This window comes from Streptomyces sp. NPDC093097, from assembly GCF_044754325.1.
Taxonomy (GTDB): Bacteria; Actinomycetota; Actinomycetes; order Streptomycetales; family Streptomycetaceae; genus Streptomyces.
Map to the genome: position 1 here is coordinate 19,272 of NZ_JBIVOW010000032.1, position 26,553 is coordinate 45,824.

General features: G+C 72.6%; 25 protein-coding genes. 2 read left to right on the forward strand and 23 right to left on the reverse strand.

From position 1 onward, the window contains the following. Positions 1–6 precede the first annotated feature (6 nt). Entirely contained in the window at positions 7–945 is a 939-nt protein-coding gene (gene fmt / locus ACIQE0_RS35510) for a methionyl-tRNA formyltransferase (RefSeq protein ID WP_402339678.1), read from the reverse strand. A gap of 250 nt (positions 946–1,195) precedes the next feature. Here fmt and ACIQE0_RS35515 point away from each other — a divergent pair, with 250 nt between their 5' ends. Next, positions 1,196–1,735: a hypothetical protein gene (locus tag ACIQE0_RS35515; protein WP_402339680.1), complete on the forward strand. Its 540-nt coding sequence runs from the start codon at positions 1,196–1,198 to the stop codon at positions 1,733–1,735. 282 nt (positions 1,736–2,017) lie between these two features. Here ACIQE0_RS35515 and ACIQE0_RS35520 read toward each other — a convergent pair whose 3' ends face one another. The 14 genes from ACIQE0_RS35520 to pyrR all read right to left on the reverse strand — a co-directional run bounded on the left by ACIQE0_RS35520 (position 2,018) and on the right by pyrR (position 18,752). Beyond that, the gene (locus ACIQE0_RS35520; RefSeq protein ID WP_402339683.1) at positions 2,018–4,147 is read right to left on the reverse strand and encodes a primosomal protein N'; all 2,130 of its coding nucleotides are present in this window, start codon (positions 4,145–4,147) and stop codon (positions 2,018–2,020) included. A gap of 114 nt (positions 4,148–4,261) precedes the next feature. Beyond that, the gene (gene metK / locus ACIQE0_RS35525; protein ID WP_366336832.1) at positions 4,262–5,470 is read right to left on the reverse strand and encodes a methionine adenosyltransferase; all 1,209 of its coding nucleotides are present in this window, start codon (positions 5,468–5,470) and stop codon (positions 4,262–4,264) included. Positions 5,471–5,745: 275 nt separating this feature from the next. Next, the gene (coaBC, locus tag ACIQE0_RS35530; RefSeq protein ID WP_402339686.1) at positions 5,746–7,011 is read right to left on the reverse strand and encodes a bifunctional phosphopantothenoylcysteine decarboxylase/phosphopantothenate--cysteine ligase CoaBC; all 1,266 of its coding nucleotides are present in this window, start codon (positions 7,009–7,011) and stop codon (positions 5,746–5,748) included. A gap of 105 nt (positions 7,012–7,116) precedes the next feature. After that, a complete protein-coding gene (gene rpoZ, locus ACIQE0_RS35535; RefSeq protein WP_039638039.1) occupies positions 7,117–7,392 on the reverse strand; it encodes a DNA-directed RNA polymerase subunit omega in 276 nt (91 codons plus the stop codon). 78 nt (positions 7,393–7,470) lie between these two features. Then, entirely contained in the window at positions 7,471–8,088 is a 618-nt protein-coding gene (gmk, locus tag ACIQE0_RS35540; protein WP_384102771.1) for a guanylate kinase, read from the reverse strand. Positions 8,089–8,126: 38 nt separating this feature from the next. Beyond that, on the reverse strand, positions 8,127–8,450 hold the full coding sequence (locus ACIQE0_RS35545) for an integration host factor (protein ID WP_016572363.1): 324 nt from the start codon (positions 8,448–8,450) through the stop codon (positions 8,127–8,129). A gap of 205 nt (positions 8,451–8,655) precedes the next feature. After that, positions 8,656–9,492 carry an orotidine-5'-phosphate decarboxylase gene (gene pyrF, locus ACIQE0_RS35550; RefSeq protein WP_366336837.1) on the reverse strand — a complete coding sequence of 279 codons (837 nt, stop codon included), beginning with the start codon at positions 9,490–9,492 and terminating at the stop codon, positions 8,656–8,658. Then, on the reverse strand, positions 9,489–10,598 hold the full coding sequence (locus tag ACIQE0_RS35555) for a quinone-dependent dihydroorotate dehydrogenase (protein WP_366336839.1): 1,110 nt from the start codon (positions 10,596–10,598) through the stop codon (positions 9,489–9,491). The genes pyrF and ACIQE0_RS35555 overlap by 4 nt, the downstream gene beginning before the upstream one ends. A gap of 81 nt (positions 10,599–10,679) precedes the next feature. Then, the gene (gene carB, locus ACIQE0_RS35560) at positions 10,680–13,991 is read right to left on the reverse strand and encodes a carbamoyl-phosphate synthase large subunit (protein WP_402339692.1); all 3,312 of its coding nucleotides are present in this window, start codon (positions 13,989–13,991) and stop codon (positions 10,680–10,682) included. After that, complete coding sequence (gene carA / locus ACIQE0_RS35565; RefSeq protein WP_366336843.1) at positions 13,984–15,126, reverse strand: glutamine-hydrolyzing carbamoyl-phosphate synthase small subunit; 1,143 nt, start codon at positions 15,124–15,126, stop codon at positions 13,984–13,986. The genes carB and carA overlap by 8 nt, the downstream gene beginning before the upstream one ends. After that, complete coding sequence (locus ACIQE0_RS35570; protein ID WP_366336845.1) at positions 15,123–15,707, reverse strand: hypothetical protein; 585 nt, start codon at positions 15,705–15,707, stop codon at positions 15,123–15,125. The genes carA and ACIQE0_RS35570 overlap by 4 nt, the downstream gene beginning before the upstream one ends. Further along, positions 15,704–16,990, reverse strand: coding sequence for a dihydroorotase (locus ACIQE0_RS35575; RefSeq protein WP_402339696.1), 1,287 nt, complete (start codon positions 16,988–16,990; stop codon positions 15,704–15,706). Before ACIQE0_RS35575 ends, ACIQE0_RS35570 begins: the two co-directional genes overlap by 4 nt. Positions 16,991–16,995: 5 nt before the next feature. Beyond that, positions 16,996–18,018, reverse strand: coding sequence for an aspartate carbamoyltransferase catalytic subunit (locus tag ACIQE0_RS35580; protein ID WP_402339699.1), 1,023 nt, complete (start codon positions 18,016–18,018; stop codon positions 16,996–16,998). 95 nt (positions 18,019–18,113) lie between these two features. Beyond that, on the reverse strand, positions 18,114–18,752 hold the full coding sequence (pyrR, locus tag ACIQE0_RS35585; protein WP_366336851.1) for a bifunctional pyr operon transcriptional regulator/uracil phosphoribosyltransferase PyrR: 639 nt from the start codon (positions 18,750–18,752) through the stop codon (positions 18,114–18,116). 222 nt (positions 18,753–18,974) lie between these two features. Here pyrR and bldD point away from each other — a divergent pair, with 222 nt between their 5' ends. Then, positions 18,975–19,475 carry a transcriptional regulator BldD gene (bldD, locus tag ACIQE0_RS35590; protein ID WP_018539834.1) on the forward strand — a complete coding sequence of 167 codons (501 nt, stop codon included), beginning with the start codon at positions 18,975–18,977 and terminating at the stop codon, positions 19,473–19,475. Between the two features lie 234 nt (positions 19,476–19,709). Here bldD and nusB read toward each other — a convergent pair whose 3' ends face one another. The 8 genes from nusB to aroC form a co-directional block, all read right to left on the reverse strand. Beyond that, positions 19,710–20,147 carry a transcription antitermination factor NusB gene (gene nusB, locus ACIQE0_RS35595; RefSeq protein ID WP_366336853.1) on the reverse strand — a complete coding sequence of 146 codons (438 nt, stop codon included), beginning with the start codon at positions 20,145–20,147 and terminating at the stop codon, positions 19,710–19,712. Positions 20,148–20,149: 2 nt separating this feature from the next. Further along, positions 20,150–20,716 carry an elongation factor P gene (gene efp / locus ACIQE0_RS35600; protein ID WP_016572352.1) on the reverse strand — a complete coding sequence of 189 codons (567 nt, stop codon included), beginning with the start codon at positions 20,714–20,716 and terminating at the stop codon, positions 20,150–20,152. A 66-nt stretch (positions 20,717–20,782) separates the two neighbouring features. Beyond that, positions 20,783–21,889: an aminopeptidase P family protein gene (locus tag ACIQE0_RS35605; RefSeq protein WP_402339705.1), complete on the reverse strand. Its 1,107-nt coding sequence runs from the start codon at positions 21,887–21,889 to the stop codon at positions 20,783–20,785. Positions 21,890–21,955: 66 nt separating this feature from the next. Next, the gene (locus ACIQE0_RS35610; RefSeq protein ID WP_402339707.1) at positions 21,956–22,879 is read right to left on the reverse strand and encodes a Pro-rich N-terminal domain-containing protein; all 924 of its coding nucleotides are present in this window, start codon (positions 22,877–22,879) and stop codon (positions 21,956–21,958) included. A gap of 229 nt (positions 22,880–23,108) precedes the next feature. Next, on the reverse strand, positions 23,109–23,549 hold the full coding sequence (gene aroQ / locus ACIQE0_RS35615; RefSeq protein WP_366336859.1) for a type II 3-dehydroquinate dehydratase: 441 nt from the start codon (positions 23,547–23,549) through the stop codon (positions 23,109–23,111). Positions 23,550–23,622: 73 nt separating this feature from the next. After that, positions 23,623–24,714, reverse strand: coding sequence for a 3-dehydroquinate synthase (aroB, locus tag ACIQE0_RS35620; protein WP_366336861.1), 1,092 nt, complete (start codon positions 24,712–24,714; stop codon positions 23,623–23,625). Then, a complete protein-coding gene (locus tag ACIQE0_RS35625) occupies positions 24,711–25,268 on the reverse strand; it encodes a shikimate kinase (RefSeq protein WP_366336863.1) in 558 nt (185 codons plus the stop codon). The genes aroB and ACIQE0_RS35625 overlap by 4 nt, the downstream gene beginning before the upstream one ends. After that, positions 25,265–26,449, reverse strand: coding sequence for a chorismate synthase (gene aroC, locus ACIQE0_RS35630; protein WP_384102745.1), 1,185 nt, complete (start codon positions 26,447–26,449; stop codon positions 25,265–25,267). Before aroC ends, ACIQE0_RS35625 begins: the two co-directional genes overlap by 4 nt. Positions 26,450–26,553: the final 104 nt, after the last annotated feature.

Sequence of the window (26,553 nt, forward strand, 5' to 3'; positions counted from 1 at the left end):
GGCCGGTCAGCCGCCCAGCCGCTCCCCGGCCGCGATCCGCACCCCGCGCGCCCAGTCCGCGCCCTTCATCGGCTTCTTGCCCTGCGGCTGCACCCACACCAGCTCGACGGGGTGGCTGCCGGTGCCCACGTGCACCGCCTTCTTCGTGACGGCCAGCTCGCCCGAGGCCAGTACGGCCCCGTCGTACCCGGGGGCGAGGGCGCCCGACATCACCTTCAGCCGCTCCCCGCGGAAGACCGTCCAGGCGCCGGGCGCCGGCGCACACCCCCGGACCACCCGGTCCACCCGGAGCGCCGGCGCGCTCCAGTCGATCCGGGCGTCCTCCACCTCGATCTTCGGGGCGAGAGTGATCCCCTCCGCCGGCTGCGGCACCGCCTTGAGCGTGCCGTCCTCGATGCCGTCCATCGTGGCCACCAGCAGCCCGGAGCCGGCGAACGCGAGCCGGGTCAGCAGATCGCCGCTGGTGTCCGTCGGCCGGACCTCCTCGGTGATCACCCCGTACACCGGACCGGAGTCCAGCCCCTGCTCGATCTGGAAGGTGGCGGCACCGGTGATCTCGTCACCGGCCAGCACCGCGTGCTGCACCGGTGCCGCCCCCCGCCACGCGGGCAGCAGCGAGAAGTGCAGATTGACCCACCCGTTGGCCGGGATCTCCAGCGCGGCCTTGGGCAGCAGCGCCCCGTACGCCACCACCGGGCAGCAGTCCGGGCCGATCTCCCTCAGCCGGGCGAGGAAGTCCTCGTCGCGCGGCTTGACGGGCTTGAGCACCTCGATGCCGGCCTCCTCCGCGCGCTCCGCGACCGGGCTGGCGACCAGCCGGCGGCCCCGCCCGGCCGGCGCATCGGGCCGGGTCACGACGGCCACCACCTCATGCCGATCCGACGCGATCAGGGCATCGAGGGCGGGTACGGCGACCTCGGGGGTACCGGCGAAGACAAGCCTCATGGGTGGCGTACTACCTCTCACACGCAGCGGAACGACGCATCAGTCTATGAGCCCTGGCCCAGGCCATGGGCCGGAACGCCAGGGGGCGTGCGAAGTTATCCGCGCCCCACGCATACGCTCGCACGCCCCCATACCGTGACCAGAGCCGCTCCTGGCGCGTTGGTCAAGCAGCATTGACCGAATTCCGGGCCGCTTTGGCGGCCCGATCGCTTTCACCTTCCTTTTCCACGCCGGTTCGAGAGGCTTGCTCATGGCCGACCACGCAACCCACGACGCCCAGGCGCGCGCCAGCCTGCATCTCCTGGTGCGGGACATCGAGCGGGTCCGCCGGCAGGTGGACGCGCTGCGCACACTCACCGCGCAGCTCGGCAACGTCTACCGGCCGCGGCGCACGGGCCCCTCCGCGGGCTTCGTCGTCTACGGACGGGCGCCCGCCCCCACCGTGCGCCTGGCCCAGGAGCTGCGCGACAGCGTCGAAACGCTCGTCACCGCTGCGGTCGACTTCGACCGCTCCCTGGGCTTCTCCTGGGACGCGGTGGGCTCCGCACTCGGCGTCACCAAACAGGCGGTGCACCGCCGTTACGGCGCCCGGCGGGCGACCGCCCAGCCGGCCGGCGACACCACCGACACCCCGGTGCGCTCCACCGACGCCTCCGCCGCCCGCGCCGTCAGCATGGCCGGCGGCCTGACCGGGGCCCCCTCCGTCCCCGCCGCCCGCTCCATGCCCACCCAGTCCTCCCCCCGCGACGAGGCCCGCCCCGGCGCCTTCCCCGGCCCCCGCAACGGCTGACCGCCCCTCACGGACGCCGGCCCCCGACGGACACCACGCCCCGACGCCCGGGACCACCCGTCGCACCACGGTCCCGGGGCGACGTGCGGGCGCACCCAGCCGGCGACGGCTCGACCGCGGAGCCGAGGCCGGCGCACACGACCCGACCGTCCGGAACGCCTGCCGGCCACGAGGCCCGAGGCGGACGACGCGGACGAGGACGGACCGACGGACGGCCCCCAGAGGCCCACGCAGCACACACCTCCGCTCCCCTCGGCCCCGTCCGACGGACTCCGGTGCATCTCAGCCCAGGTCCGGCGGATCGATCCGCACCCGGACCGGCTCGCCCTCCCTTTTGACCAACCGGGCCGCACGGGCGGCCTTCAGCGCCGCCGCCAGTGCCGCACCCTGACCGGGCCGGACCCGTACGAGCGCGCGCTCCCACACCTCGCCCGGCGGCGGGTCGCCCGGCCGGCGCGGCCGCCCGGCGTCCGGCGCCGGCAGCGGCACCGGGCCCAACACCTCGGCCCCCTCGGGGAGTTCGGCAGCACGCAGCAGACCGGCCACGTCCTCGGGCCGGCCCGTCACCGAGGCCATCCGCGACACCGGCGGGAACCCCAGCTCCGCCCGCTCGGCCAGCTCGCGGACCGCATGGCCGACCGGATCCCACCGCACCAGCGCCTGGACCGGGCGCAGGGTCGGCTCCGCGATCACCGCGACCGTGCCGCCCGCCTCCTGGCCGCGGACCAGCGCGGCAGCGCCCAGCCAGCGGCGCAGCGCCTCCTCGCCGGCCCGCAGATCCGGCCGGCCCAGCAGCGCCCAGCCGTCCAGCAGCAGCGCGGCGGCGTAGCCCTCGCCTTCCGCGACCGGCTCCGCGCCGGGCGTGCTGACCACCAGGGCGGGGGCGGCGGGCACCGACGCCAGGACGTGGTCGCGCCCCGAGGTGCGCACCGGAACCGCCGGGAAAGCCCGGCCCAGCTCCTCGGCCGTACGCCGCGCCCCGACGATCTGCGCCCGCAACCGGGACCCGCCGCACTCCGCGCAGTGCCAGTCCGACTCCTCGCGGCCGCACCAGGCACAGGACAGCTCGCCGGCCTCGCGCGCCTCCAACGGGCCGGCGCACGCCCGGCAGCGGGCCGGTTCCCGGCACCGCTCGCAGGCCAGCCGGGGTGCATAACCGCGCCGCGGCACCTGCACCAGCACCGGGCCACGGGTGAGCCCGTCGCGCACGATCCGCCACGCCATCGTCGGCAGCCGGGCGGCGCGCGCCGCGGCGTCCCGCGCCTCGTCGCCGTCGCCGACCGTGCGGACCAGGGGGGCGGTGGCCCGTATCCGCTCGCGGTCGGCGGTCAGCGGCCGCGCCCAGCCGGTCTCCACCAGCTGTGCCGCCTCGACCGTGCAGCTCAGCCCGCCGAGCAGGAACCCGGCCCGCTCGCTGACCGCGCGCTGGATGAGCACCTCCCGGGCGTGCGGTTGCGGGGCGTGCGGATCGCTGTGGCTGCCGTCCCCGTCGTCCCACAGGGCGACCAGCCCCAGCCCGGCGACCGGCGCGAACATCGCCGCGCGCGTCCCGATCACCGCCCGCACCGAGCCCCGGCTGACCGCCAGCCAGCGCCGGTACCGCTCCTCGGGCCCGCACTCGGCCGTCAGCAGCACATGCCGACCGGCCCCGATCAGCTCACCGAGCGCGGCGTCCACCCGCGCCGCGGCCCGCCCGTCGGGCACCACCACCAGCGCCCCGCGCCCCCCGGCGAGCGCCGCGGCCGCCGCCCGCGCCAGCTCCTGCGGCCAGCTCGGCCCGGGCAGCGCCGTCCACACCGCCCGCGGCGCGTCCCCTCGCGCCAACGCGTCCAGGAACCCCGGGCCGGCCCCGTAACGCTCCCAACTGCCGGGCGCCGGCGGGTCGTTGGGAGGCAGCGGCGCGGGCGACGACTCGGCCTCGACCCGCGCCCGACGCGGCGGCACCGCCAGCTGCACCACGTCCGCCAGCGATCCGGCGTAGCGGTCGGCGACCGCCCGGCACAGCCCCAGCAGCTCCGGGCCCAGCACCGGCTCCGGCGAGAGCACCTGGGCGAGCGGCGCCAGCACCCCCTTGAAGTCGCTCTCCGCGACCCGCTCCACGATGAAGCCGCTGACCAGCCGGCCGCCCTCGCGCCGCCCGCCCTTCTCCCCGGCCCCGAACCGCACGCGCACCCGCACCCCGGGCCGCGCCTCGGCGTCCATGGCGGCCGGCACCGCGTAGTCGAAGAACCGGTCGAGGTGCACCAGCCCCTTGTCCACCAGCACCCGCGCCACCGGCAGCTCCGGCGCCAGCGCGGCCCCCCGCCACGTGCGCGGTTTGGCCCGCTCCGCCTTCGTCTCCCGCACGGCCTCCCGGATCAGGGCCAGCTGCTCGCCCTGCTCCCCCGGATCCCGCCCGTTCTCCCTGCTCACAGCATCCAGTCTTAGCAGACGGCACTGACAGCGGGCGGCGCCGGCGAACGGCCGAGGACCCCGGACCGCTCAGCGGTCCGGGGCCCTCGGTGGGAACCCTTGCGGTGCGGAGCCTTACAGGCCCGCGGCCTTGCGGAGGGCGTCCACCCGGTCGGTGCGCTCCCAGGTGAAGTCCTCCAGCTCACGGCCGAAGTGGCCGTAGGCGGCGGTCTGGGCGTAGATCGGGCGGAGCAGGTCGAGGTCGCGGATGATCGCGGCCGGGCGGAGGTCGAAGACCTCGCCGATGGCCTGCTCGATCTTGTCGGTGTCGACCGCGTTGGTGCCGAAGGTCTCGACGAAGAGACCGACCGGCTCGGCCTTGCCGATCGCGTAGGCGACCTGGACCTCGCAGCGCGAGGCGAGGCCGGCGGCGACCACGTTCTTGGCGACCCAGCGCATGGCGTAGGCGGCGGAGCGGTCGACCTTGGACGGGTCCTTGCCGGAGAAGGCACCGCCGCCGTGGCGGGCCATGCCGCCGTAGGTGTCGATGATGATCTTGCGACCGGTCAGGCCGGCGTCGCCCATCGGGCCGCCGATCTCGAACCGCCCGGTCGGGTTGACCAGCAGGCGGTAGTTCTCGGTGTCCAGCTTGATGCCGTCCTCGACGAGCTGGGCCAGCACGTGCTCGACGACGAACTCGCGGATGTCGGGCGCCAGCAGCGAGTCCAGGTCGATGTCGCTGGCGTGCTGCGAGGAGACCACCACGGTGTCGAGGCGGACGGCCTTGTTGCCGTCGTACTCGATGGTGACCTGGGTCTTGCCGTCGGGGCGGAGGTAGGGGATGGTGCCGTTCTTGCGGACCTCCGACAGCCGGCGCGAGAGGCGGTGCGCCAGGTAGATCGGGAGCGGCATCAGCTCGGGGGTCTCGTCGCAGGCGAACCCGAACATCAGGCCCTGGTCGCCCGCGCCCTGCCGGTCCAGCTCGTCGTCGTCGCCCTCGACGCGGTACTCGTGGGCGGTGTCGACACCCTGGGCGATGTCCGCGGACTGCGCGCCGATGGACACCGAGACGCCGCAAGAGGCGCCGTCGAAGCCCTTCTTGGACGAGTCGTAACCGATCTCCAGGATCTTGTTACGGACGAGGCTGGGGATGTCGGCGTACGCCTTGGTGGTCACCTCGCCGGCCACGTGCACCAGGCCGGTGGTGATCAACGTCTCCACGGCGACCCGAGAGCTCGGGTCTTCCTTCAGGAGCGCGTCGAGAATGGTGTCGCTGATCTGGTCAGCGATCTTGTCGGGGTGGCCCTCGGTGACGGACTCCGAGGTGAACAGGCGGCGGGACACATCGCTCCCTGGGGTTGCAGCGGCTGCTGGCTGATCATTTAGCGGAACGGCCGAGAGCTGCGCTCGGCCGGATCCACTGCCAGTTTATCGGTCGTGTGTGGCGCTCGGGCACGCAGTCTCGATTTATGGAACCCCCGTGACCTGGGACACCACGGCCTCACGGTAGTGACGATCACCTCGAGAATCAGCCGGGTCAAGAGGGCACGCCGATTTTCGGGGGGTGTGTGAGGGCTCTTCCGGACCCGGTACGGGGGATTCCGCCCGGCGCTGAAAGGTCAGTCGCGCGGGGCGGCCAGACGGGGGATGACCAGGTCCCACACCGTGTCGGCGAGGGCTTCCTTGGGTCCGTAGGGGACGGGGGTCTCGGTGCCGTCCGTGGCCAGGATCACTGCCTCGTTTTCGGCCGAACCGAAGGTCTTGTGCTCACCGACCTCATTGACTACCAGGAGATCACAGCCCTTACGGGCGAGCTTGGCCCGGCCGTTGGCGAGCACGTCGTCGGTCTCCGCGGCGAAGCCGACGACCAGCTGGCCGGGGCGGGCCCGATCGGCGGAAAGCTCCGCAAGGATGTCCGGATTCCGCACCAGGGCGATGGGTTCCGGCTCCTGGCCGTCCCGCTTCTTGATCTTGCCGGTGGCGTAGGTGGCCGGCCGGAAGTCGGCGACCGCGGCGGCCATCACCACCGCGTCGGCGTCGGCCGCGGCCTTGAGGACGGCCTCGCGCAGCTGCCGGGCGGTGCCGATGTGGAGCACGTCCACGCCGGCCGGGTCGGGCAGTTCGGTGTTGCCGGCGACGAGGGTGACCCGGGCGCCGCGGGCCGCGGCGGTGCGGGCCAGGGCGTAGCCCTGCTTGCCGGAGGAGCGGTTGCCCAGGTAGCGCACCGGGTCCAGCGGCTCCCGGGTGCCGCCGGCGCTGACCACGACGTGGCGGCCGGCCAGGTCCTGCGGCAGCCCCTCGGCACCGCGGGCCAGTACCTGGCGGCACAGGTCGAAGATCTCCACCGGGTCGGGGAAGCGCCCCTTGCCGGTGTCGACGCCGGTGAGCCGGCCCACCGCGGGCTCGATGACCAGCGCGCCGCGGCGCCGCAGCGTGGCGACGTTCTCCTGGGTGGCGGGGTTCTCCCACATCTCGGTGTGCATCGCGGGCGCGAAGACCACCGGGCAGCGGGCGGTGAGCAGGGTGTTGGTCAGCAGGTCGTCGGCGAGGCCGTGGGCGGCCTTGGCGAGCATGTCGGCGGTGGCCGGGGCGACCACGACGAGGTCGGCGGCCTGGCCGATGCGGACGTGCGGGACCTCGTGGACGGACTCCCAGACCTCGGTGGTGGCCGGGTTGCCGGACAGCGCCGACCAGGTGGCCTCCCCGACGAAGTGCAGCGCCGAGGCGGTCGGCACGACCCGCACGTCGTGGCCGGATTCCGTCAGCCGCCGCAGCAGCTCGCACGCCTTGTAGGCGGCGATCCCGCCACTGACCCCCAGGACGACCCTGGGCCGCTCCCGCTTCTCCATTGCTTCCCCGCTCCCCGAGCCTCGGTCCGAACGCATGTCCCTCAACCTATGCCCTCCGGGCACGCCAAGGGCCCGGCAGGTGCCCCAGTCACATGCTGGGAGGCGCCCCTGCCGGGCCCTTGGTGAGGGATGCCGTGCCGCTTACTGGCCGGCCGGGCCCTCGATGGCCTCCGAGGTCAGCAGACCCGCGTTGATCTCGCGCAGCGCGATCGACAGGGGCTTCTCGTGGACGTGGGTGTCCACCAGCGGACCGACGTACTCCAGCAGGCCCTCGCCGAGCTGGGAGTAGTAGGCGTTGATCTGGCGCGCACGCTTGGCGGCGTAGATCACGAGGCTGTACTTCGAGTCCGTGGCCTCGAGAAGCTCATCAATGGGCGGGTTGATGATGCCCTCGGGTGCGGTGATGGAAGAGGACACTCTCTACCTTCCGAAAGGGGATGAAGCAGGTGGTGGCGCAAAGCGCCGAAAACCATGGCGTCGGGATCGGGACCGGAGTCAGTCGCCGGTGGCCCGCTCCTCAACAAGACGCAGCATCAAGGCTAGCAGCTCACGGCTGACGTCCTCGACGGAGGTGTTGACGAGTGTGACGTCGAACTCCTTCTCCGCCGCGAGCTCGATCCGGGCGGCCTCCAGGCGCCGCTCGATGACCTCCGGCGCCTCCGTGCCGCGGCCGGTGAGCCGGCGGACCAGCTCCTCCCAGCTCGGCGGGGCCAGGAAGACCAGGTGGGCGTCGGACATGGACTCGCGGACCTGGCGGGCGCCCTGCAGGTCGATCTCCAGCAGGACGGGCTCGCCGGCCTCCAGCCGGTCCATGACCGCCCTGCGCGGCGTGCCGTAGCGGTTGCCGGCGAACTCGGCCCACTCCAGCAGCTCGCCGTTGGCGATCAGCTTGTCGAACTCCTCGTCCTCGACGAAGAAGTACTGGACGCCGTGGCGCTCCCCCGGGCGCGGCTTGCGGGTGGTCGCCGAAACCGACAGCCAGATTTCAGGGTGGACCTTGCGCAGATGCGCGACGACCGTGCTCTTGCCGACCCCCGAGGGGCCGGAGAGCACGGTCAGGCGCGGCTGCGCCGGGGGTACGGGGGCGGACCCCCGGGAGACTGCTGAACTCATGCAGCGATTATTCCAGCTCCCCGGCAGTGCCGAGAAACTCAGGAACCAGTGCTCCCGAACTCACGCTCCAGCGATGCGATCTGGTTGGAGCCCAGACCGCGGACCCGGCGGCTCTCGGAGATGCCGAGCCGCTCCATGATCTGCTTCGCGCGGACCTTGCCCACGCCGGGCAGGGACTCCAGGAGCGCGGAGACCTTCATCTTGCCGATGACGTCGTTTTTCTGGCCCTGCTGGATGACCTCATGGAGGGAGGCACCGGAGTGCTTGAGCCGATTCTTGACCTCGGCGCGCTCCCGGCGAGCCGCGGCGGCCTTTTCGAGCGCGGCAGCGCGCTGTTCAGGGGTAAGGGGCGGAAGAGCCACGCCTACGTCACCTCGGATGTCGAACTGTCGGATACGGACCGGTGTGGAACCTAGTCGCCCCGCCGCAACGGGGCAACGAGCAACGCGCTTACGTGCAGTGCTCTCGTCGGAGACTAGCGGCCGATCGCGCTGGAGTCAGCGAGAACAGACGAAAAGTCCTGGTCAGACTCAGCTGACCAGGACATTTCGGTACTAACCGACCTCGTTATACGACCGCCGCGCGCACTTCGTCGGCGAACCGGGTCGCCGACGCGCGCAGTGCGCCGGCATCCGGGCCGTGCTTGAGGACGCCCCGGCTGACGCTCGGGACCACGTTGCGGACCGTCGCGCCGAAGACCGTGGGCAGGTCCGCGGGGGTGGCGCCCTGCGCACCGATGCCGGGGGCCAGCAGCGGGCCGTTGACCGCCAGGTCGAACGCGGAGAGATCGCCGAGCGTGGCGCCGACCACCGCGCCGAAGGAGCCCAGCGGCTCCGCACCGGCGTTCTCGGCGGCGAGGTGGCCGAGCACGGTGGCGGCGACGGTGCGGCCGTCCTCCCGGACCGCCCGCTGCACCTCCGCGCCCTCCGGGTTGGAGGTCAGACCGAGCACGAAGAGCCCGGCGCCGCTGCGCCGCGCCAGCTCCACGGCCGGCTTCAGCGAGCCGTAGCCGAGGTACGGGGAGACCGTCAACGCGTCCGAGAACAGCGGGGAGTCCGGGTGCAGGAACGCCTCGGCGTAGGCGCTCATGGTGGAACCGATGTCGCCGCGCTTGGCGTCCATGAGGATCAGTGCGCCGCGTTCCCGGGCCTCCTCGACGGCGGTCTCCAGGACGGCGACACCGCGCGAGCCGAACCGCTCGAAGAACGCCGACTGCGGCTTGAAGACCGCGACCTGCTCGCCGAGCGCCTCGACGACGGTCCGGGTGAACCGGGCCAGGCCCGCGACGTCGTCGTTCAGGCCCCAGTCGGCCAGCAGCGAGGCGTGCGGGTCGATGCCGACGCAGAGCGGACCGCGCTCGTCCATGGCACGGCGGAGGCGGGCGCCGAAGGGTTCGAGGCTCATCCGGTCACCTTCTTGTGGTCGGCGCCGACCGCGTCGGCGAGGGTGGCGTAGGGGCTGGTGCGCAGGCGCGCGGCCAGGCCCTTGTGGATCGCGCGGCACCAGAACGGGCCCTGGTAGACGAAGGCGCTGTAGCCCTGGACGAGGGTGGCGCCGGCGAGGATGCGCTGCCAGGCGTCCTCGGCGGTCTCGACGCCGCCGACGCCGATCAGGGTGATCCGGTCGCCGACCCGGGCGTACAGGCGGCGCAGGACCTCCAGGGAGCGCTCCTTGAGGGGGGCGCCGGAGAGGCCGCCGGTCTCGGCGGTCAGCTTCGGGTCCGAGGCCAGGCCCAGGCCGTCGCGGGCGATGGTGGTGTTGGTGGCGATGATGCCGTCCAGGCCCAGCTCCAGGGCGAGGTCGGCGACCGCGTCGACGTCCTCGTCCGCCAGGTCGGGGGCGATCTTGACCAGGAGCGGGACCCGGCGCTCGGTGACCGTGCGGTCGGCGGCCTCGCGGACCGCGGTCAGCAGCGGGCGCAGGTGGTCGACGGCCTGGAGGTTGCGCAGCCCCGGCGTGTTCGGCGAGGAGACGTTGACGACCAGGTAGTCGGCGTGCCGGGCCAGGCGCTCGGTGGAGGTGACGTAGTCGGCGACCGCCTCGCCCTCCGGGACGATCTTGGTCTTGCCGATGTTGACGCCGACGGTGGTCCGGAAGACCGGGTTCCGGGCGGCCAGGCGGGCGGCGACCGCCGCCGAGCCGTCGTTGTTGAAGCCCATGCGGTTGATCAGCGCACGGTCCGGCACCAGCCGGAACAGCCGCTTCTTGGGGTTGCCGGGCTGCGGCTGGGCGGTGACCGTGCCGATCTCGACGTGGTCGAAGCCGAGCATGGCCATCCCGTCGATGGCGACGGCGTTCTTGTCGAAGCCGGCGGCCAGGCCGAAGGGGCCGTGCATCCGGCGGCCCAGGGCCTCGGTGCGCAGCTCCTTGTACCGGGGGGCGAGGACGGCCGCGACGAAGGTGCGCAGCACCGGGACGCGCACGGCCAGACGGATCCAGCGGAAGGCCAGGTGGTGGGCCTTCTCGGGGTCCATGCGCTGGAAGACCAGCTGGAAGAACAGGCGGTACATGGGGTGGAGGGGCCTTTTCGCGAGGGGGTCGGGGTGGGCTCATGAAGAGGGGGACACCGCCGTGGTGTCCCCCTCCCGGGCCTACTCCTCGCGGGCCGCGGTCAGATGTCGGGCGTGCTCCTGGAGGGAGCACACCCCGACGTCACCGCGGGACATCGCCTCGATGCCCTGGACGGCGGCGGCCAGCGCCTGGACCGTGGTCAGGCAGGGGATGCCGCGGGCCACGGCCGCGGTGCGGATGTCGTAGCCGTCGAGCCGACCGCCGGTCCCGTAGGGGGTGTTGACGATCAGGTCGACCGCGCCGTCGTGGATCAGCTGGACGATGGTCTTCTCGCCGGCCGGACCCTCGCCCTCGGACTGCTTGCGCACCACGGTGGTCTTGATCCCGTTGCGGCGCAGCACCTCGGCGGTGCCGGAGGTGGCCAGCAGCTCGAAGCCGTGGGCGACCAGCTCACGGGCCGGGAAGATCATCGAGCGCTTGTCGCGGTTGGCGACGGAGACGAACGCCCGGCCCTTGGTGGGCAGCGCGCCGTAGGCCCCGGACTGCGACTTGGCGTAGGCCGTGCCGAAGACCGAGTCGATGCCCATGACCTCGCCGGTGGAGCGCATCTCCGGGCCGAGGACGGTGTCCACACCGCGGCCGGAGCGGTCCCGGAAGCGCGACCAGGGCAGGACCGCCTCCTTGACGGAGATCGGGGCGTCCAGCGGCAGCGTGCCGCCGTCCCCGGCCTTGGGGAGCAGGCCCTCGGCGCGCAGCTCGGCGATGGTGGCGCCCAGCGAGATCCGGGCGGCGGCCTTGGCCAGCGGGACCGCGGTGGCCTTCGAGGTGAAGGGCACGGTCCGCGAGGCGCGCGGGTTGGCCTCCAGGACGTAGAGGATGTCCCCCGCCATCGCGAACTGGATGTTGATCAGGCCGCGGACGCCGACACCCTTGGCGATGGCCTCCGTCGAGGCCCGCAGCCGCTTGATGTCGTAGCCGCCCAGGGTGATCGGGGGCAGTGCGCAGGCGGAGTCGCCGGAGTGGATACCGGCCTCCTCGATGTGCTCCATGACGCCGCCGAGGTAGAGCTCGTGGCCGTCGTAGAGCGCGTCCACGTCGATCTCTATGGCGTCGTCGAGGAACCGGTCGATGAGGACCGGGTGCTGGTCGATCAGACCCGCGTGCCGCTCCAGGTACCCGGCCAGCGAGGGCTCGTCGTAGACGATCTCCATACCGCGGCCGCCCAGGACGTAGGACGGGCGGACCATGACCGGGTAGCCGATCTCGGTGGCGATCGTCTTGGCCTCGTCGAAGGAGAAGGCGGTGCCGTACTTGGGGGCCGGCAGGCCGGCCTCGGTCAGCACCCGGCCGAACGCGCCGCGCTCCTCGGCGAGGTCGATCGCCTCGGGCGAGGTGCCGACGATCGGCACGCCGTTGTCCTTCAGCGCCTGCGCCAGGCCCAGCGGGGTCTGCCCGCCGAGCTGGACGATGACACCGGCGACCGGGCCCGCCTGGGACTCCGCGTGCACGATCTCCAGCACGTCCTCGAGCGTGAGCGGCTCGAAGTACAGGCGGTCGGAGGTGTCGTAGTCGGTGGAGACGGTCTCCGGGTTGCAGTTGACCATCACGGTCTCGTAGCCGGCGTCGCTGAGCGCGAACGAGGCGTGGACGCAGGAGTAGTCGAACTCGATGCCCTGGCCGATGCGGTTGGGGCCGGAGCCCAGGATGATCACCGCGGGCTTCTCGCGGGAGGCGACCTCGGTCTCCTCGTCGTAGGACGAGTAGAAGTACGGGGTGCTGGCGGCGAACTCGGCGGCGCAGGTGTCGACCGTCTTGTAGACCGGGCGGAGGCCGAGGGCGTGCCGGACCTCGCGGACGACCTCCTCGCGCAGACCGCGGATGGCCGCGATCTGGGCGTCGGAGAAGCCGTGGCGCTTTGCTTCCGCAAGCACCTCGGGATCGAGCTTGGCGGCGGCCGCGATCTCGTCGGCGACCTCCTTGACCAGGAAGAGCTGGTCGACGAACCACGGGTCGATCTTCGTGGCGTCGAAGACCTCCTGCGGGGTGGCACCGGCCCGGATCGCCGCCATCACGGTGTTGATCCGGCCGTCGGTGGGGACCTTGGCCCGCTCCAGCAGCTCGGCCTTCTCGCCCGGCTCGCCGGCGAAGTCGAACTGGCTGCCCTTCTTCTCCAGCGAGCGCAGCGCCTTGTTGAGCGCCTCGGTGAAGTTGCGGCCGATGGCCATCGCCTCGCCCACCGACTTCATGGTGGTGGTGAGGGTGGCGTCGGCGGCCGGGAACTTCTCGAAGGCGAACCGCGGCACCTTGACGACGACGTAGTCCAGGGTCGGCTCGAACGACGCCGGGGTCTCCCGGGTGATGTCGTTCGGGATCTCGTCCAGGGTGTAGCCGACGGCCAGCCTGGCGGCGATCTTCGCGATCGGGAAGCCGGTGGCCTTGGAGGCCAGGGCCGAGGAGCGGGAGACCCGGGGGTTCATCTCGATGACGATGACCCGGCCGTCCTCGGGGTTGACCGCGAACTGGATGTTGCAGCCGCCGGTGTCCACACCGACCTCGCGGATGACCGCGATGCCGATGTCGCGGAGGATCTGGTACTCGCGGTCGGTGAGCGTCATGGCCGGCGCGACCGTGATCGAGTCGCCGGTATGCACGCCCATCGGGTCGAAGTTCTCGATGGAGCAGACGACCACGACGTTGTCGTGCTTGTCGCGCATCAGCTCCAGCTCGTACTCCTTCCAGCCGAGGATGGACTCCTCCAGGAGCACCTCGGTGGTCGGGGAGAGCGTGAGGCCCTGGCCGGCGATCCGGCGCAGCTCCTCCTCGTCGTGGGCGAAGCCGGAGCCGGCGCCGCCCATGGTGAAGGACGGGCGGACGACGACCGGGTAGCCGCCGAGCTCCTCGACGCCCGCCAGGACGTCGTCCATGGAGTGGCAGATGTAGGAGCGCGCGGACTCGCCGTGGCCGATCTTGCGGCGGACGGCCTCCACGACCTCCTTGAACTGGTCGCGGTCCTCGCCCTTGTGGATCGCCTCGACGTTGGCGCCGATCAGCTCCACGCCGTACTTGGCGAGGGTGCCGGCCTCGTCCAGCGAGATGGCGGTGTTGAGCGCCGTCTGGCCGCCGAGGGTCGGCAGCAGGGCGTCCGGGCGCTCCTTGGCGATGATCTTCTCGACGAACTCCGGGGTGATCGGCTCGACGTAGGTGGCGTCGGCGATCTCCGGGTCGGTCATGATCGTGGCCGGGTTGGAGTTGACCAGGATGACGCGCAGGCCCTCGGACTTGAGGACCCGGCAGGCCTGGGTGCCGGAATAGTCGAACTCGGCGGCCTGACCGATGACGATCGGGCCGGAGCCGATGACCAGGACGGACTGGATATCGGTGCGCTTAGGCACGCTGGCCCTCCATCAGAGAAACGAAGCGGTCGAAGAGGTACGCGGCGTCGTGCGGGCCGGCGGCCGCCTCGGGGTGGTACTGGACGCTGAACGCCGGCTGGTCCAGGAGCTGGAGCCCCTCCACCACGTCGTCGTTGAGGCAGACGTGGGAGACCTCGGCGCGGCCGAAGGGGGTGTCGGAGACCTTGTCGAGGGGGGCGTCCACGGCGAAGCCGTGGTTGTGCGCGGTGATCTCGACCTTGCCGGTGGTGCGGTCCTGCACCGGCTGGTTGATGCCGCGGTGCCCGTACTTGAGCTTGTAGGTGCCGAAGCCCAGTGCCCGGCCCAGGATCTGGTTGCCGAAGCAGATGCCGAAGAGCGGGGTCTTGCGGGAGAGCACCTCGCGCATCACGGAGACCGGGTGGTCGGCGGTGGCCGGGTCGCCGGGGCCGTTGGAGAAGAACACGCCGTCGGGGTCGACCGCGTAGACGTCCTCGGCGGTGGCGGTGGCCGGCAGGACGTGCACCTCGATGCCGCGCTCGGCCATCCGGTGCGGGGTCATGCCCTTGATGCCGAGGTCGATCGCGGCGACGGTGAACTTCTTCTCGCCGACGGCCGGGACGACGTACGACTCCTTGGTGGCGACCTGCGCGGAGAGGTCGGCGCCCTGCATCTCGGGCTGCTGGCGGACCTCGGCGAGCATCGTGCCCTCGTCGGGCAGCGCGTTGCCGGAGAAGATGCCGACCCGCATCGCACCGCGCTCGCGCAGGTGGCGGGTGAGCGCCCGGGTGTCGACACCGCAGATGCCGACGACGCCCTGGTCGCGCAGCTCCTCGTCGAGGGAGCGCCGGGAGCGCCAGTTGGACGGGATCCGGGCGGGGTCGCGGACGACGTAGCCGGACACCCAGATCCGCGCGGACTCGGGGTCCTCGTCGTTGACGCCGGTGTTGCCGACGTGCGGGGCGGTCATGACGACGACCTGGCGGTGGTACGAGGGGTCGGTCAGGGTCTCCTGGTAGCCGGTCATGCCGGTGGAGAACACCGCTTCGCCGAAGGTCTCCCCCACGGCCCCGTAGGCACGGCCGCGGAAGGTGCGGCCGTCCTCCAGGACGAGTACGGCGGGGATCTTGCCGGTCCCCTTGGTGGAGGTCGTCATCGTGCGCCTTCCGTTTCGGTGTGCTCGGTGGTGTGCTCGCTGCGGAGCCGGTTGAGGGCCTCGACCCAGGCCGGGTGCTCGCCGGCCTGGTCGGAGCGGAAGCCGGAGTCGATCTGCCGGCCGCCGTGCTCCCAGGTGACGATCAGCAGACCGCCCTCGGGGAGGACCTTGCCGGCGATGCCCGCGTCGAGGCGGGCGCCGCGCAGGGCGGCGGCCGGGACGAAGAAGTCCGCGGCCCCCGGCCGCTCGACGGCCAGGCCCTGGTCGGTCAGGGTCAGTTCGGCGCGGCTGCGGGTGCCCAGGCCGCGGGCGACGATCCGGTCGAGCCACTGCCCGGCGGTGGTCGAGCCGTGGTAGCGACCGCTGAGGGTCAGGCGCGGCTCGCCCGCGTCGTCCGGGGCGGACGGCAGCTCGGGCAGATCGCCCTGGAGGGTCCCGCGCCACTTCCATCCCTGGCGCATCAGCCAGTAGACGAAGACGACGAAGACCAGGAGGCCGACCACCCAGGCGATGCGCCCGGACCAGTCGGTGACCGGGGCGGAGTGCGGTGCCGCGGCCAGAGGAATGAATTCGAGAGTCACGCGAGCTTCCCGTCGACGACCGTTGCGCGGCCCCGCAGGAAGGTGTGGGTGACGCGTCCCGGCAGCTCACGGCCCTGGTAGGGGGTGTTGCGGCTGCGGGAGGCGAAACCCGCGGGGTCCACCTCTCCACGGTAAGCGGAATCGACCAGCGTCAGGTTGGCGGGCTCGCCGGCCGCGATGGGGCGGCCGTGGCCGGCCAGCTGCCCGATCCGCGCCGGGGCGGCGGACATCCGGTCGGCGACGCCGGCCCAGTCCAGCAGCCCGGTCTCGACCATGGTGTGCTGGACGACCGACAGCGCGGTCTCCAGGCCCACCATGCCCATCGCGGCCGCGGCCCACTCGCAGTCCTTGTCCTCGTGCGGGTGCGGGGCGTGGTCGGTGGCGACGATGTCGATCGTGCCGTCGGCGAGGGCCTCGCGCAGCGCCCTCACGTCGCGCTCGGTGCGCAGCGGCGGGTTGACCTTGTAGACCGGGTTGTAGGAGCGCACCAGCTCGTCGGTGAGCAGCAGGTGGTGCGGGGTGACCTCGGCCGTCACATCGATGCCGCGGGACTTGGCCCACCGGACGATCTCGACGCTGCCGGCGGTCGAGAGGTGGCAGACGTGGACCCGGGAGCCCACGTGCTCGGCGAGCAGCACGTCCCGGGCGATGATCGACTCCTCGGCGACGGCCGGCCAGCCGCCCAGCCCCAGCTCGGCCGAGACGATGCCCTCGTTCATCTGGGCGCCCTCGGTCAGCCGCGGCTCCTGGGCGTGCTGGGCGACGACGCCGCCGAACGCCTTCACGTACTCCAGCGCCCGCCGCATGATCACCGCGTCGTGGACGCACTTGCCGTCGTCGGAGAAGACCGTGACACCGGCCGCCGACTCGTGCATCGCGCCCAGCTCGGCGAGCTTCTTGCCGTCCAGGCCGACGGTGACGGCGCCGATGGGCTGCACGTCGCAGTAGCCGTGCTCCTTGCCGAGCCGGTAGACCTGCTCGACGACGCCGGCGGTGTCCGCGACCGGGTAGGTGTTGGCCATGGCGAACACCGCGGTGAAGCCGCCGCTGGCCGCGGCCTGCGTGCCGGTCAGCACGGTCTCGGAGTCCTCGCGGCCCGGCTCGCGCAGGTGGGTGTGCAGGTCCACCAGGCCCGGCAGCAGGACCTTGCCCTCCGCCTCGACGATCTCGGCGCCCTCGGCGGACAGCCCCGTGCCGACGGCCTCGATGGTCTCGCCGTCGATCAGGACGTCCTGCGGCGCGCCGCCGAGCACCTTCGCACCGCGGATCAGGATCTTGCTCATGGGTCTTACTTCTCCTCGGTACGGGATTCGGAGGCGGACGCGGGGCGCTTGGCCCCGGGGGTGGTGGCGGGCCCGGTGAGGGCCGGCTCGTTGCCGCCGAGCAGCAGGTAGAGGACGGCCATGCGGACGGAGACGCCGTTGGCGACCTGTTCGACGACGGTGCAGCGGTCGGAGTCGGCGACCTCGGCGGTGATCTCCATGCCGCGGACCATCGGCCCGGGGTGCATCACGATGGCGTGCTCGGGCATCCGCGACATCCGGTGGCCGTCCAGGCCGTAGCGGCGCGAGTACTCCCGCTCGGTCGGGAAGAACGCCGCGTTCATCCGCTCCCGCTGCACCCGCAGCAGCATCACGGCGTCGGACTTCGGGAGCACCGCGTCGAGGGCGTAGGAGACCTCGCACGGCCAGGTCTCGACGCCGACCGGGACGAGCGTGGGCGGCGCGACGAGGGTGACCTCGGCGCCGAGGGTGTGCAGCAGGTCGACGTTGGAGCGGGCCACCCGGCTGTGCAGCACGTCGCCGACGAGGGTGATGCGCTTGCCGGCGAGGTCCTGGCCGAGCCCGGCGTCCGGGCCGACGAGCCGGCGCCGCATGGTGAAGGCGTCCAGCAGGGCCTGGGTGGGGTGCTGGTGGGTGCCGTCGCCGGCGTTGATGACGGGGGCGTCGATCCAGCCGGAGGTGGCCAGCCGGTACGGGGCGCCGGAGGCGCTGTGCCGGATGACGACGGCGTCGACGCCCATCGCCTCCAGAGTCTGGGCGGTGTCCTTGAGGGACTCGCCCTTGGAGACGCTGGAGCCCTTGGCGGCGAAGTTGATGACGTCCGCGGAGAGCCGCTTCTCGGCGGCCTCGAACGAGATCCGGGTCCGGGTCGAGTCCTCGAAGAAGAGGTTGCAGACGGTGCGTCCGCGCAGGGCGGGCAGTTTCTTGATCGGCCGGTCGGCGACCCGGGCCATTTCCTCGGCGGTGTCGAGGATCAGCACGGCGTCGTCCCGCGTGAGATCGGCGGCCGAGATGAGGTGGCGCTTCATCCGGTTTCTCCGGGGGTGAGGGAGGTGTACGGGAATGTCCGTCGAGCGGGCATGGCTAGCGGCCCGGGGTCACCGGGTCCGTATGCGCGTGTGCGTCAGCGCCCGCCGGCCGGGGTTTCCCGCTCGGCTTCCGCGGACGCGGCGTCGACGCCGGTGCGGGGCGTGGTGGAGCGCAGGCCGAGCAGCACGGCGTCGCGGCCGTCCTCCTCGGTGAGCTGGACCTTGACGGCCTCCCGCAGCGAGGTGGGGAGGTTCTTGCCCACGTAGTCGGCGCGGATCGGCAGCTCGCGGTGGCCGCGGTCGACCAGGACCGCCAGCTGCACGGCGCGCGGGCGCCCGATGTCGCCGAGGGCGTCCAGGGCGGCCCGGATGGTGCGCCCGGAGAAGAGGACGTCGTCGACGAGGAGGACCAGCCGGCCCTCGATGCCGTCGCCGGGGATCTCCGTGCGACCCAGCGTGCGGGCCGGGCCCAGGCGCAGGTCGTCGCGGTACATCGTGATGTCGAGCGAGCCGACCGGAATGGCGCGGCCGGTGATCTCCTCGAGCTTGGCGGCCAGCCGCTGGGCGAGGAAGACGCCGCGGGTGGGGATTCCCAGCAGCACCACGTCGTCCGCGCCCTTGGCGCGCTCGACGATTTCGTGGGCGATACGGGTGAGCATCCGCGCGATGTCCGGGCCTTCGAGCACCGGCCGCGCAGGAACGCGACTACTCGCGTCGGAACTGTGTGCGTCCATACGAAACGGACCTCCTTCTCCGCCTCACGGGACGGACTTTAAAGGACGTCGAAATTACGGGGTTCAGGCTATCAGGAGGCTGTCCAGGACCTGCACACCCCCCTGACGGGTGATGCCCTGGCCCATTCGGCTTGACGAAGTCAGATTACGCTGCGTAACCTCACAGTGAGTTACCAGCCACGCGGCGAAGCCGCATGTCGATATAGCCGTCTGGGGAGCTTTATGTCCAGCGAATACGCTAAACAGCTCGGGGCCAAGCTCCGCGCCATCCGTACCCAGCAGGGCCTCTCTCTCCATGGCGTCGAGGAGAAGTCCCAGGGCCGTTGGAAGGCCGTGGTGGTGGGGTCCTACGAGCGCGGCGACCGCGCCGTGACCGTACAGCGCCTCGCCGAGCTGGCGGACTTCTACGGCGTGCCGGTGCAGGAACTGCTGCCGGGCACGACGCCGGGCGGCGCCGCCGAGCCGCCGCCGAAGCTGGTGCTGGACCTGGAGCGCCTGGCCCACGTCCCGCAGGAGAAGGCCGGCCCGCTGCAGCGGTACGCCGCCACCATCCAGAGCCAGCGCGGCGACTACAACGGCAAGGTCCTCTCGATCCGTCAGGACGACCTGCGCACCCTCGCGGTGATCTACGACCAGTCGCCCTCGGTGCTCACCGAGCAGCTGATCAGCTGGGGCGTGCTGGACGCCGACGCCCGTCGGGCCGTGCAGCACGAGGAGATCTGACGCTCCCTCAAGCCCCGCGCTTCACACGCAGAAACGTACCGCCGCTCCGGGCCGCCCGGGGCGGCGGTCGTCGTTCACGGAGCCTCTCCGGGAGGCCCCCCGCCCGGGAACGGGACGACGCGGCGCGAGCGAGCAGGCCGCAGACAGCCGACGGGCCCGGAGCGATGAAGGTCATCGCTCCGGGCCCGTCGTCGTGCCTCGGATCGTCAGCCGGTCACCGGCCGTACGGCCGACTCAGCGCGCGTCCTCGCGGCGCAGCCCCGGCTTCAGCTCCTTGAGCCGGGCCAGCAGGCCGTTGACGAAGGACGGCGAGTCGTCCGTGGAGAACTCCTTGGCCAACTGCACGGCCTCGTCGATCGCCACCGCGTCCGGGGTGCCGTCCACCCACAGCAGCTCGTAGGCACCGAGCCGGAGGATCGAGCGGTCGGCCGCCGGCATCCGGTCCAGGTCCCAGTCGACCGAGTAGGTGGAGATCAGCTCGTCGATGCGGGCGATGCGCTGCGCGTACCCCTCGACCAGCTCCAGGGTGTACTCGTGTACCGGCGGCTGGCGCGGGTCGGTCCGGGCGTGGCGCATCCAGTCCGCGAGCACGGACTGCACATCGGCACCGCGCTGGTCGGCCTCGAAGAGGATCTGGAAGGCGCGCTTACGGGCCTTGGTGCGGGCAGCCACGGTTAGCTGTTCACCCGGCCGAGGTAGTCGCCGGTACGGGTGTCGACCTTGATCTTCTCACCGGTGGTGATGAAGAGCGGGACCTGGATCTCGTAGCCGGTCTCCAGCGTGGCGGGCTTGGTGCCACCGGTGGAGCGGTCGCCCTGAAGGCCCGGCTCGGTCTCCTTGATGACCAGCTCGACGGCGGCCGGCAGCTCGACGTAGAGGACCTGGCCCTCGTTCTGCGCGACGACGGCCTCGAAGCCCTCAAGCAGGAAGTTGGCGGCGTCACCGACGGTCTTGCGGTCGATGTGCAGCTGGTCGTAGGTGTCCATGTCCATGAAGACGAAGTAGTCGCCGTCCATGTACGAGAACTGCATGCCGCGCTTGTCGACGGTCGCCGTCTCGACCTTGGTGCCGGCGTTGAAGGTCTTGTCCACCACCTTGCCGGAGAGCACGTGCTTGAGCTTGGTACGGACGAAGGCCGGGCCCTTACCGGGCTTGACGTGCTGGAACTCGACGACGGACCAGAGCTGGCCGCCTTCGAGCTTGAGCACCATGCCGTTCTTGAGGTCGTTCGTGGAAGCCACGGTTGCGGAATCTCCTGGACTGCAGGTGGTGGATGCCGAGGAACCGCCCCTTGCGAGCCGGATGGCTCACAGGGCGAGCAGCTCCTTGGTCGTGATCGTGAGTAGCTCGGGTCCGCCGTCCGCCTCGGGGCGGACGACGAGGGTGTCGTCGATTCGGACACCCCCACGGCCCGGGATGTGGACCCCTGGCTCGACGGTGACCGGCACGCAAGCGTCCAGTTTACCCATGGCGCCGGGTGACAACTGAGGGTCCTCGTCGATTTCCAGTCCGACACCGTGCCCGGTCCATGGTCCGAGGCCCTCGCCATGGCCCGCGGTCTCCAGGATCTGCCGCGCCATCCGGTCCACCTCGTGGCACTCCACGCCCGGCGCCAGCGCCTCCCGGCCGGCCTTCTGGGCCGCGAAGACCAGGTCGTACAGCTCGATCTGCCAGTCCGCCGGCGTGGTGCCGATGACGAAGGTCCGACCGATCTCGCAGCGGTAGCCGCGGTAGTTCGCGCCCAGGTTGACGGTCAGGAAGTCGCCCTCCTCGACCCGGCGGTCGGTGGGCAGGTGCCCGGCACGGCCGGAGTTCGGGCCGGTGGCGACGGAGGTGGGGAAGGCCGGGCCGTCCGCGCCGTGATCGACCAGGCGCCGCTCCAGCTCCAGCGCCAGGTGCCGCTCGGTGCGGCCGACCAGGATCGACTCCAGGAGCTCCCCCAGCGCCTGGTCGCTGATCTCGGCGGCGATCCGCAGGCAGGCGATCTCGTCGTCGTCCTTGACCAGCCGCTGCGCCTCGACGGCACAGGCCAGGTCGGCGAGCCGGATCCGGGGCGCGGCCTGGGCCATCGCCCGGTGGCGGGTGACCGTCAGGTGGTGCTCCTCCACCGCGAGGATCTCCGCGCCCTCCCTGGCGGCCAGGTCCGCGGCGGCCACGGCGGGGTCGCCGCCGCGGGCGGGCAGGACCGAGACCCGGACGTCGTCGGCGGGGTGCCCCTCGGTGGGGTCGCCGGTCAGCGGGCGGCCGCAGAGCAGGACGTCCTCAACGGGGCCCAGCAGCAGCGCCGCGCCGGGCGGGGTGCAGCCGGCGAGGTAACGGACGTTGGCGGGGCGCGAGATCAGTGCGGCGGTGTTTCCGGCCGCGGCTCCGCGATCGCGCAGCCGCGCGCGACGGACCGCGTACAACTCGGACATATCGCCAGCGTACGACCGCTCTCCCTGGGCGGCCGGTCGAGACGGCCGCCCGGGGGACGGGGGCGGCTACCAGCTGGGCGGGCTGGCGAGGCCGCGGGCGACAACCTCGTCGAGGGCCCGCACGGTGGTGGCGACGTCGTGCTGGGAGTTGTCGATGATCGGCAGGCCGGAGCCGTACCAGCCGGCCATCCGGCCGTGGATCCGCGCCACCTCCTCGTCGGAGAGGCGGCGGTTGCCGGTGCGCCGGGCGTTCCGCTCCAGGACGACCTCCAGGCCCGGGAGCAGCACGATCGGCAGCAGACCGGGGCCGACATGGCGCTTCCAGCCGCCGAGGCCGACGACTGGGCGGTCCGGGAAGACGGCGTCGTCGAGGATGCAGGAGATGCCGTTGGCGAGGAAGTTGCGGGCGGCGAAGCCGCAGGTGCGGCGGGCGAGGCGGTACTGGGCCTCGGAGTTGTCGTTCCAGCCGGACTGCGGGTCGGCGAAGCCGGAGCGGACCCACTCGCGGACGTCGTCCAGGCTGATGTGCGCGGTCGGCACCCGGCGGCTGTCGGCCCAGTGCCGGGCGACGCTGGTCTTGCCGGCGCCGGCCGGGCCGATCAGCAGCACCGCGACGGCGGCGTGCGCGGCGTCCGGGGCGGCGTTGCCGGGCGGCGGGCTGGGCAACGGGACGGGCGCGCCGGGGGGCAGCTGGACGTGGCCGGTGACGTCCCCGCTGTGCGGGGCGGGCGGGTTCGGGGGCGGTGCGGCAGGAGGGGTCAGGGGCGGCGCGGTGGGCGGGGCCTGGTGGGGCGCGGGGGCGTGCCAGCCCTGGCCGGGGGCGCCGGGCGCCGGGGGGTTGGGGGGCGGCGGCGGGGCCGCGGGGGCGTGCGGTGCGGCGGGCGGACGGTGCCCGCCGGGGTGGGGCGTCCAGTTCGCGGTCATGCCGGCGCCGGGGGTGTGAAGCGGGCCGCGGGGCGGTGGCAGCGGAGCCCCCACTGCGTACTGCATCCGGTGGCTCTCCGTCTCGTGCGGTCGACGTGGTGCGGGACGGCGCACCGGGCGGGGCGGCCCGGTGCGCCGGGGCGGCAACTGCGGGGCGGGCACGGGCCGTTGGTGCCCCGCCGCCGGGTGGCCCTGCGGTGAACCGTACTCCCCCGGCGGCTGCCAGGAGGCTTCCCTACCCCCGGCGTCCGTCGGATGAACGGCCGAGGGCGGGGCTCTCCGGACAACGCGGTGGTCAGCCGTCCAGTTCCTCTGCGAGGGCGCGCAGCGCGAGCCGGTAGGAGCCGATACCGAAACCGGCGACGGTGCCGCTGGCGACGGCCGCGACGACCGAGGTGTGGCGGAACTCCTCGCGCGCGTAGGGGTTGGAGATGTGCACCTCGATCAGCGGGGCGGTGCGCTGCGCCGCCGCGTCCCGCATCGCGTACGAGTAGTGCGTGAACGCACCGGGGTTGATCACGACCGGCAGCGAGCCGTCGGCGGCCTCGTGCAGCCAGCGGACCAGCTCGCCCTCGTCGTTGGTCTCCCGCACCTCGACCTCGAAGCCCAGCTCCTTGCCGAGCCGGGCGCACTCGGCGACCAGTCCGGCGTAGGAGGTGGCGCCGTAGACGTCGGGCTCGCGGGAGCCCAGCCGGCCGAGGTTGGGGCCGTTGAGGACCAGCACCTTGCGGCTCATGCCGAAACCCCGCTTCGCTCGGCCCGGCCAGCGCCGGGCGCGCACCTTCCCACGATTCCCGCGCCGCGCTCGCTCATGCGGCGATCTCCGCGTGCGCGGCGAGCAGCATCGCCGGGTCCGGGCTCTCCAGGACGACCGGCTTGGCCAGGCCGTCCAGGACGATGAAGCGGAGCCGGTCGCCGCGGGACTTCTTGTCGACCTTCATGGTCTCCAGCAGCTTGGGCCACTGGTCGCCGCGGTAGGTCAGCGGCAGCCCGACGGAGGCCAGGACGGCGCGGTGCCGGTCGGCGGTGGCGTCGTCCAACCGGCCGGCGATCCGGCCGAGTTCGGCGGCGAAGACCATGCCGACGGAGACCGCGGCGCCGTGCCGCCAGTTGTAGCGCTCGTTCTTCTCGATGGCGTGCGCGAGAGTGTGGCCGTAGTTGAGGATCTCCCGCAGCCCGGACTCCTTGAGGTCCGCGGAGACCACCTCGGCCTTGACCCGGATCGCCCGCTCGATCAGCTCGGCGGTGTGCGGGCCGTCGGGGCGCTTGGCGCCCTCCGGGTCGGACTCGATCAGGTCCAGGATCACCGGGTCGGCGATGAAGCCGGCCTTGATGACCTCGGCCAGCCCGGAGACGTAGTCGTGCACCGGGAGGGTGTCGAGCGCGGCCAGATCGCAGAGCACCGCGGCCGGCGGGTGGAAGGCGCCGACGAGGTTCTTGCCCTCGGCGGTGTTGATCCCGGTCTTGCCGCCGACCGCGGCGTCCACCATGCCCAGCACGGTGGTCGGGACGGCGATCCAGCGCACCCCGCGCAGCCAGGTCGCGGCGACGAAGCCGGCCAGGTCGGTGGTGGCGCCGCCGCCCACGCCGACGATCACGTCGGTGCGGGTGAAGCCGGTCTGGCCGAGCGCCTTCCAGCAGTAGGCGGCGACCTCGGCGGTCTTGGCCTCCTCGGCGTTGGGCAGCTGGATGGCGATCGCCTCGTAGCCCTGGCCGGCCAGGTCCTCGCGCAGCGCCTCGCCGGTGGCGGCCAGCGCCTCCGGGTGCAGCACGGCGACGCGCTTGGCGGCCCTCCCGATCACACCGGGGAGTTCGCCCAGCAGCTGCCGCCCGACGAGGACCTCGTAGGGCTCGGTGCCGGCGGTACCGCCGACGTGGATCCGGGTGGCGTGCTCCGTCATGCCTGTTCCTCCCTGCCGGTCCGGCCCGCGGGGTCCGCCCCGGCCGGTCCGAGCTCCAAAGCGTGCACGATCGCGTCGGCGACCTCCTGCGGGGTGCGGTCCCCGGTGGCGATCACGGCGCGCGCGACCTCGGTGTAGAGCGGGCGGCGCCGCTCCATCAGCTCGCGCCACTGCTTGCGCGGGTTGACCGCGAGCAGCGGGCGGGGGGCGTCCAGGCCCACCCGCTTGACGGCGTCGGCGAGTTCGACGTCCAGGAAGACCACCGGCAGGCCGGTCAGCAGCTTCCGGGTGCCGTCGTCCATGATCGCGCCGCCGCCGAGGGAGAGCACCCCGGCGTGCGCGTCGAGGGCGGTGCGGACCGCCTCCCGCTCCAGCGCGCGAAAGTGCGGCTCGCCGTCCTCGATGAAGATCTCGGCGATCGGCTTGCCGGCGGTGCCGACGATGTCGGCGTCGGTGTCGCGGTAGCCGACGCCCAGCCGCCCGGCCAGCAGTTCACCCACGGTGGACTTGCCGGCGCCGGGCGGGCCGACCAACACGACGACGGGCGCGGTCACTTGATCGCCAGGTTGTCGAGGAAGCTGCGGACGTTGCGCCGGGTCTCCGGCACGCTGTCGCCGCCGAACTTCTCCACCACCGCGTCCGCCAGCACCAGCGCCACCATCGCCTCGGCGACGATGCCGGCGGCCGGGACCGCGCAGACGTCGGAGCGCTGGTGGTGCGCCTTGGCGGCCTCACCGGTGGCGACGTCGATCGTCGCCAGGGCCCGCGGCACGGTGGCGATCGGCTTCATCGCGGCCCGGACGCGCAGGAGTTCACCGGTGGTCAGGCCGCCCTCGGTGCCGCCGGAGCGGCCGGAGGAGCGCTTGATGCCCTCGTCGGTGGCGAGGATCTCGTCGTGCGCCTTGGAGCCGGGCACCCGCGCCAGGTCGAAGCCGTCGCCGACCTCGACGCCCTTGATGGCCTGGATGCCCATCAGGGCGGCGGCCAGCCGGGCGTCCAGCCGGCGGTCCCAGTGGACGTGCGAACCGAGGCCGACCGGCACGCCGTAGGCCAGCACCTCGACGACGCCGCCGAGCGTGTCGCCGTCCTTGTGGGCCTGGTCGATCTCGGCGACCATCGCCTTCGACGCGTCGGCGTCCAGGCAGCGCACCGGGTCGGCGTCCAGCTTCTCGACGTCGGCGGGGGTGGGGTAGGACCCGTAGGGCGCCTTGGCGGCGGCCAGTTCCACGACGTGCGAGACGATCTCGATGCCGGCGGTCTCCTTGAGGAAGGAGCGGGCGACCGTGCCCAGGGCGACCCGGGCCGCGGTCTCGCGGGCGGAGGCGCGCTCCAGGATCGGGCGGGCCTCGTCGAAGCCGTACTTCTGCATGCCCGCCAGGTCGGCGTGGCCGGGGCGGGGGCGGGTCAGCGGGGCGTTGCGGGCCAGTTCGGCGAGCTCGGCCTCGTCCACCGGGTCGGCGGCCATCACCTTCTCCCACTTGGGCCACTCGGTGTTGCCGACCATGATCGCAACGGGAGAGCCCAGCGACCGGCCGTGCCGCACGCCGCCGAGGAAGGTGACCTCGTCGCGCTCGAACTTCATCCGGGCACCGCGGCCATAGCCGAGCCGGCGGCGGGCCAGGGCGTCCGCCACCATCTCCGTGGTGATCGGCACGCCGGCGGGAAGGCCCTCCAGCGTCGCCACGAGTGCGGGGCCGTGCGACTCCCCCGCCGTCAGCCAGCGCAACCTGCTCAACGGTGCTCCTCAGTCCTGCTCATCTTGCGCGCATACGCGTATCTGCTCTGATCCTCCCACGCCGCGGGGGCCGCGCGGCGCCCCGTCCAGGGTGCGGACCGCCG